This window comes from Neoroseomonas soli, assembly GCF_018129065.1.
GTDB classification, from domain to species: Bacteria; Pseudomonadota; Alphaproteobacteria; order Acetobacterales; family Acetobacteraceae; genus Neoroseomonas; species Neoroseomonas soli.
Genome location: NZ_JAAEDM010000003.1, coordinates 144,271 through 150,677, shown reverse-complemented (window position 1 = coordinate 150,677; position 6,407 = coordinate 144,271). Strand labels below are relative to the sequence as shown.

General features: G+C 65.7%; 6 protein-coding genes. All 6 read right to left on the bottom strand.

Annotation, left to right across the window (positions count from 1 at the left end):
* Positions 1-2,766 (bottom strand): calcium-binding protein (locus tag GXW76_RS02255; RefSeq protein ID WP_408904296.1); only part of this gene is annotated, 2,766 nt, incomplete at its 3' end.
* Between the two features lie 227 nt (positions 2,767-2,993).
* Complete coding sequence (locus GXW76_RS25570; RefSeq protein WP_246513839.1) at positions 2,994-3,491, bottom strand: hypothetical protein; 498 nt, start codon at positions 3,489-3,491, stop codon at positions 2,994-2,996.
* A 310-nt stretch (positions 3,492-3,801) separates the two neighbouring features.
* Positions 3,802-4,008, bottom strand: a complete 207-nt coding sequence (locus tag GXW76_RS02245; protein WP_211860356.1) for a hypothetical protein — start codon at positions 4,006-4,008, stop codon at positions 3,802-3,804.
* A gap of 156 nt (positions 4,009-4,164) precedes the next feature.
* Entirely contained in the window at positions 4,165-4,878 is a 714-nt protein-coding gene (locus GXW76_RS02240) for a lysozyme (RefSeq protein WP_211860355.1), read from the bottom strand.
* Entirely contained in the window at positions 4,875-5,132 is a 258-nt protein-coding gene (locus tag GXW76_RS02235; RefSeq protein ID WP_184487162.1) for a hypothetical protein, read from the bottom strand. The genes GXW76_RS02240 and GXW76_RS02235 overlap by 4 nt, the downstream gene beginning before the upstream one ends.
* 83 nt (positions 5,133-5,215) lie before the next feature.
* Positions 5,216-6,397, bottom strand: coding sequence for a hypothetical protein (locus tag GXW76_RS02230; protein ID WP_211860354.1), 1,182 nt, complete (start codon positions 6,395-6,397; stop codon positions 5,216-5,218).
* Positions 6,398-6,407: the final 10 nt, after the last annotated feature.

The window sequence follows — 6,407 nt, the reverse complement described above, 5'->3', positions numbered from 1 at the left end:
ATCGTCACCCGCACCGCCAAAGGCCGAGTCGCCCGCCCCGGTGTAGCCCGCATTCAGTCCAGAACCCACATCGATGACGTCGTTGCCACCGCCGCCGTAGATCACGTCGTTCAGATTGCCCGACGTGATGACATCATCGCCCGAGCCCAGTTGCAGGAGCACCCGCTCAATGCCCTGTACCGTCACCCCGTTGGCGAGACGCTTGGTATCCTCATTGTTGACCCGCAGGTTCCATGTGATGCCCGTCGTCTGGGCTCGCCAATCAGCATACAGCGCGTCCTGTTCGCCGCCCCGCCCGAGCGCCGCCCCGCCATTGCCAGCCAAAACCAGAAGATCATTGTTCTGGTCGCTGCCGGTCAGATGGAATTCCTCGATGCCCGTGACGCGCACGGCGCCGTACCAGCCGTCATTCACAGCGTCCGGCGACCAAGTGATCAGATACTTCTCGGGACCGGCGTATTCCGCAAAGGCCCTGATATCCTCAAACGAGGAGGAGGCTTTCACCTCACGGCCGACCGACCCACCTGCGTAGCCACCTAGGCGCACCCTGCCGGGGTCGAGATCGTTGCTCAAAGACAGGCTGAGACGATCGAAACCCTCGCCTCCATCGACAAAGGCATACTGCCAATTTGGATATGTCGCGCTGCCTGGACTGGTGATCTTGATCCAATCGTCACCCGCACCGCCAAAGGCCGAGTCGCCCGCCCCGGTGTAGCCCGCATTCAGTCCAGAACCCACATCGATGACGTCGTTGCCACCGCCGCCGTAGATCGTGTCAAACCCACTACCGGTGATGATGATATCGTCACCGCTTAGACCGTTAACTTCGACACTGCGAACAGTGCCAACGATACTATCATTGCCTGTGGTGCCATTGAGGACGCCCATCGTTGCGTCCCCAACAATCAGCTCGGACGTCGCCGGAGAAGTCGGCTGTGGCGTTGCCGTCGTTGGGTCCCCTACAACAAAGTTCTGATCATACCGGCTGCTGAGTTGGCCTTCCGCCACGGCGAAGTTTGTCACCGGTATTGACATCGTGGCGATCTGGAATGCGAAGAGATCACCAGAGATGAGATCGCCGCTCAGGAATGGCGGCACGCCTACGTCGATAATGCCACCGATCGACGCGGAGGCCGCCCCCAGCGCGTAACTCAGTGCTCCATCAACGACCAGGTCGTAAGCGACCTCGAGTGTTCCCGACAGCGAGTAGGATATGTCAAAGGTGATGTCGCCGATCCCGCTCGCGGGCGCGGCGAAAGCGAACTGGTCACCCAGGATACCGTTAACCGTCTGCCCAGTGCTGCTGACGATGGTGACGCCAATATCACCAGCATCGAAGCGGACCCGCTGGCGCAGCCCGAGGCCAAACTCCGCGGCAAGATCAATCAGCCCGATCGAAAGCTCGGCCGCGCCACCGAGCGCCGATAGTTTCAGCCCTGACAATGGCTTCAGTGACGGGAAAAGAGTTCCGAGTGCTTTGTCGATATCCCCTGTCAGTGTCAGGAACGGGTCGGCGTCCGCGACAGCGGACATGTCGAGATCCTGCGAAGTCGACGCTCTTCCGAGACCCTGAAAGCTTTCCCAAGTCGACACGCCGTAGCTCAGGTATCCACCGATGGATCCGCCAAAACCGTCGTTTATGAGATCGCGGCGCTGCGTTCCTCCGGAGTCCAAGCCAAGGTCATCGATTGTAAAGTCGAGACTCCCCAACGTGCCGGACATATTAGTCGCGCCGAGCGTGTAGCTGAACTCGTAGCCGAGATCGATGTCACCGCTGGCCGGGCCGGTTACCGACATGACGCTGTCAGCGATGCGCCAGTCACTCGTGTCGATCGTTATGGAGCCGCCAGCGGTGACAAGGGAGGAGATCGACGGAGCAACCTGGATCTCGTAAGCGATGTCCGTCGCCCCGCCGCCGAAGGCCACCTCGTAAAAGAATGCACCATTGTAGGCGCCAAAAAGGTCGAAATCGAAGCCAGCCCAATCACCGCCGAGATCGAAGCTCTCGTTCCACGTGCCGTCGTGTTCGAGGAAAGTGTCGCTGAAGGTGAAGCCTGGCAGCGTTTGAATGCCGAGGGCTTCGAATCGGATAGTCCCGGCGCCAATGATTGGAGAAGGCTCGGTCGAGGACGACGGGGCGATGCCGCTCCAATCTCCATCGCCAAATCCACGCAGCGTAGCCGGCATGTTCGCGGCGACGTAATCATCGTCAATCCGTGAGACGAACACGCTGCCGAACGAACCTGCCGGAGCGAAGGCATCGACGATATTCTGCCAGGAGTGCTCGGTAATCTGGCCGTTCGACCAATTGTCCACCACCGTGACATCAGTCGCAGTGACCGACGTGACAATGAACGAATGCGCACCGTAGCCCCCGGCGAACTCCGTATCCTCACCGGTATTCCCCGCCGCGTAGACGCGCACGACGTCCCCCGGCTGGAGGACCGAAAGGAGGCTCGTCACATTCGGTGCCGACGAGACGGCCAGCCATCCGTCACCGCCCACATTGTCGGTTCCGCTAAAGAGGCCCGGCGAATGGGGAACGACATAGAAGTCGTCCTTCGGGGTGAATGGATCTCCGCCGAACGTCATGTCGCGAACGTCGAAGAAGGGCAGGCCGACGAGGTTGGTGACTCCCCACACGAAGGCGGCACAGCCGTCGACAGCCCAGGCGTCGCCTAACGCCGATCGCGCGATATCAACCACTTCATCTGCGGTTGCTCCAATTCTGAAGCCACTCGCAGTAAGAATGCCAGCACCGCTCATGTTTTTTCCCTGGATGCTGTTGCGATTCGCGACGATTCCAGCTCCGCCGCCCTGCGTTAGGCTTGCTGACGCTACGCAGCCTACCCATCGCGCCAAGCAAACGGCTACGATTCATGACTCATGAACTACTGTCTTCGATGTTGAGTGTTTCAAACCCAAACGGTCAATCAACCTAAGCGTGTATTTCTTCATCGCCCTTCCAGTCGCCGCAGCGTCCGCCCGCGACGCTACCCGGTCAGCTCCGCCTGCAGCGCCGCGATCTTCCGCTCCAGACGCGCCAAGCGGGCTTCGAGATCCGTCACAGGCGGCGCTACGATCAAAGATGGCTGTACGAAACCGCGCATCGCCAGCACCTCAATCGCCATCGCCCACGACGCCGGCCAGTCCTGGGGGCGCTTCCGAACCGGCCGCCAGTTGCGGTCGTAATGCGCATAGGCCTGCTGCGCCGCAGATGGGTCGACCGCTGGCAACGCCACCGGGTTCTTCCACACCAGCAGTCGCGCGAAAGCGCAGGCGAGCTCATCGCCGGCGGCCGACGCGAACACCCGCCGCTTCACGACCTGCACCGACAGCGGCGCCGCGGTGAGGTCCATCGTCGAGGCTCTGACGTTCCGCGCCGTGACCCGGACGCTGTTGTTGCTCCACACATGGCAGGCCAGCACGAAGGCGATACTGCTGGTTTCGAGCGAGGCATCGGTGAAGTCGCCGCGCCGTGCCCCAGGCACCGTGACGTCGACATTGGCCGTCGCGCCATCCCCACCACCGCCCTCGATCCGCCCCGCCGTGCGGCGTGACCAACGGGACGCGCATCGCCTATCGTCTGCGATGACGGGGACCCGGACCCAAAAGCGCGGGGACCGCCGGAGACGCCGCACGGCGGGGCGGATCGAGGGCGGTGGTGGGGATGGCGGCGAACCCGCTGGTGCCCATCAGGCCGGCCGACATAGGGCAGGCCGCATCATCAGCGATCGACCGTGCCTGCTGTCGCTCGGCGTCTTTAGCCTGGAGCGCTGGGCACGGTCGACGCGATGATGGTCAGCGACAGATCAAGCGATTGAACGCCCGATCTGCTGCCATCGCGTCCATCATGCGCGTCAGCGCCGGCGCGGTAGCGAGTTCCACAGCCGCCTGCCGCTGCAATTCAACTGGGAACTCCGATACCCGGGGACACGTCCGCTCAGAAATCTCCCCGCCGCAGCCGCTCAGCAGCACCATCGCGCTCAGCCTCACGAGCTGCCGCATCCGCCGCTCTCCTCGTCCTCTGTTCCTCGCGCGCAGCCTCCGCGTGCCGGGCATCACGGCCATCGCGGCGCCCCGCCAGATAGGCGGCGCCGAGCGCGGCCAGCGTCGCGCCGACGAGTGCCAGCCACCCCTGCACGCGCGCCCAGGCTGCCGCGATCACGTGGCGCGCTCCCGTCGCAGCAGGATGGTCACCGCCACCGCGGCGACGGCGACCACCAGCGCTACGCCAATCGACACGGGCACGCCCGCCAGCGCCTGCAGGGCGGGCGCGGCGGTGGCCGCCGCTGCGGCATAGCCGCCCAGCTTCGCCGCCTCGGCGCCTGCCGTGGGCGGCGCCGCGGGCGCGACATGCCGGCCGGCAACGAACTCCCCGCGCGCCCAGAGCCCGGCCTCGGCAGCGCGGCGGTTCACCAGCCCCGGTACGGTGACCAGGCGGCGATGCTGCCGCTGCTTGACGTAGAGCCCCATGCGCCGGATCGCGCCGTCGTAGTCCCCGCGGTTCAGCGTCGCCGCGATATTGGCCAATGGCTTCCCCGGCGCGGTGCTGTGCCCCAGGTTGAAGGCGAACGACACCAGCGCGCCGTGCTGGCCATCGGTCAGCGGCACGGTGATGCTGCGCGCGATCGCCGCCTCAACCGGCGCCAGATCCTCCAGCAGCAGCCGCTTCGCCTCAGCCTCGCTGATGCGCTGCCCAGGCCGCACGGTGCGGGTGTGGCCATAGCCGATGGTCAGCGTCCCGCGGACGGCATCGCCAGGCTGAATGAAGCGCGGCGGCCGCGCCGGATCGGCATCGTCATAGACGTGCAGGACGCAGCCCTCCCACCGCTTGAGCAGGTCGAGCGCCTCGGTGCTGATGCGGCGGGCGGTCATTCGCCACCTCCGAACCGCGCGGTCAGCAGCCGGTCGAGCTTGCCGTCGAGCTTGTCGAGCCGCGCGAGCACGCGGCCGACATCGGCGTGCAGGTCGGCCTTGGTCGCGTATTCGCGCGCCAGCTGCTCGCGCGTGCGGGAGAGGCAGAGCTCCATCTGCCGCAGACGGTCGAGCGAGGCCTTCAGGAAATAGGCCAGCGGCGCGATGGCGAGCGTCGTCACCACCTGCCAGAGCAGGGTCGGGGTGAGGTCCATGATGATCTCCGAAGAATAGGCCGGCCGGGGCGAGGCCTGGCGCCAATGGGGATTGACGATCGGCGGCGGCTGCAGCGGCGCCGTCAGGCGATGGTCACGCCTTTCCACACGGCGGCGCCGGCGCTGGCGTCGATGCAGAACCAGATCTTGTCGCCGACGGTATCGAGCCACTGCGAGCCGACGCTGTAGCCGACGGCGCTGTCATCCGCTCCGGTTGGCGCGGCGCTGGCGATGAGATTGTGCCGCGGCCCGAACTCGACGCCCGTGGCGGCGCCGTTTACCTGCAGCAGCTTCCCGGCTGCGCCGACGTAGGAGGCCGGGGTGTCGGTTAGCGCGAGCAGGGTCGGGTTTGCCGCATCGGCCGTCTCAACCACCTCGATGGCGAACTGCAGATCATTGGCGCCGCCGGTCCGCGTCGCCGAGGCGTAGGGCTGCAGCTCGAAGTAGTCGCCGGCGGTGACCGCCACCACGGCGGACCCGAAGCTGTAGTCGGCGTCGGTGTAGCCCGAGGCAGCCTTGAAATCGCCCTGACCGACGAAGGCGGCGCCATTCTTGTAGATGCGCGCGCCGTGATTCGCGGCGCCGCCGGTCCAGCGCAGCCGCGCCCAGAGCCGCACCTTGGTCACCCCGGCCGGCACGGTGAGCCGCGTGGGCACTGCCCCGCTCCAGAACCCGTCTGTGTCGTAGGTCGCGTCGGTGAAGGGCACGGCGGTCGGCGTGGTGGTGATGGACAGCGTGGTGGCCCGCCGCACCAGTGCCCCTTTGAACGGCAGCATCACCCGCGACAGGATGCCGGTGCCGAGCGGGCGCCAGGCCGCGCCGTCGAACTGCAGCAGGTCGCCGTTCAGGAACGGCCCGACCACATCGGCGAGGTCGCCGAGCGCGGCGGCGCCACCGACGCCATAGCAGTTCGTCCCGTTGCCCTGGACCAGCACGATGGCACCGTTGCCGACCGTGACCGAGGCGCCCGTTGCATAGCCCACCGTGATGTCGAGCGCGCCGCCAGTGCTGTTCTGGATGGCGAGGCGCCGCGCCTTGCTCGGGAGCGTCACCTTGCGCACGGCGGTGTTGCTGCCGGTCAGGGTCACCAGGCCGGCGCGCAGCGCCTGCGCGTCGGTCAGGGTGATGTTGGCATCGCCCATGGCGACGGCGATTGCCGCATTGGCGCTAGCGTCGAGCGCCTCGAAGGCGGCATTGGCAGTGATCTCCTTCTGGTTCTGTGCCGCCTGAATGAAGGGAATGCCGAGATTGGTAGTGCCGCTCATGGGCTGCTCC

Excerpts from the sequence above, each read along its gene's own strand:
- GXW76_RS02245 (WP_211860356.1), bottom strand. The coding sequence starts at position 4,008 with ATGCGGCAGCTCGTGAGGCTGAGCGCGATGGTGCTGCTGAGCGGCTGC.
- GXW76_RS02240 (WP_211860355.1), bottom strand. The coding sequence starts at position 4,878 with ATGACCGCCCGCCGCATCAGCACCGAGGCGCTCGACCTGCTCAAGCGG.
- GXW76_RS02235 (WP_184487162.1), bottom strand. The coding sequence starts at position 5,132 with ATGGACCTCACCCCGACCCTGCTCTGGCAGGTGGTGACGACGCTCGCC.
- GXW76_RS02230 (WP_211860354.1), bottom strand. The coding sequence starts at position 6,397 with ATGAGCGGCACTACCAATCTCGGCATTCCCTTCATTCAGGCGGCACAG.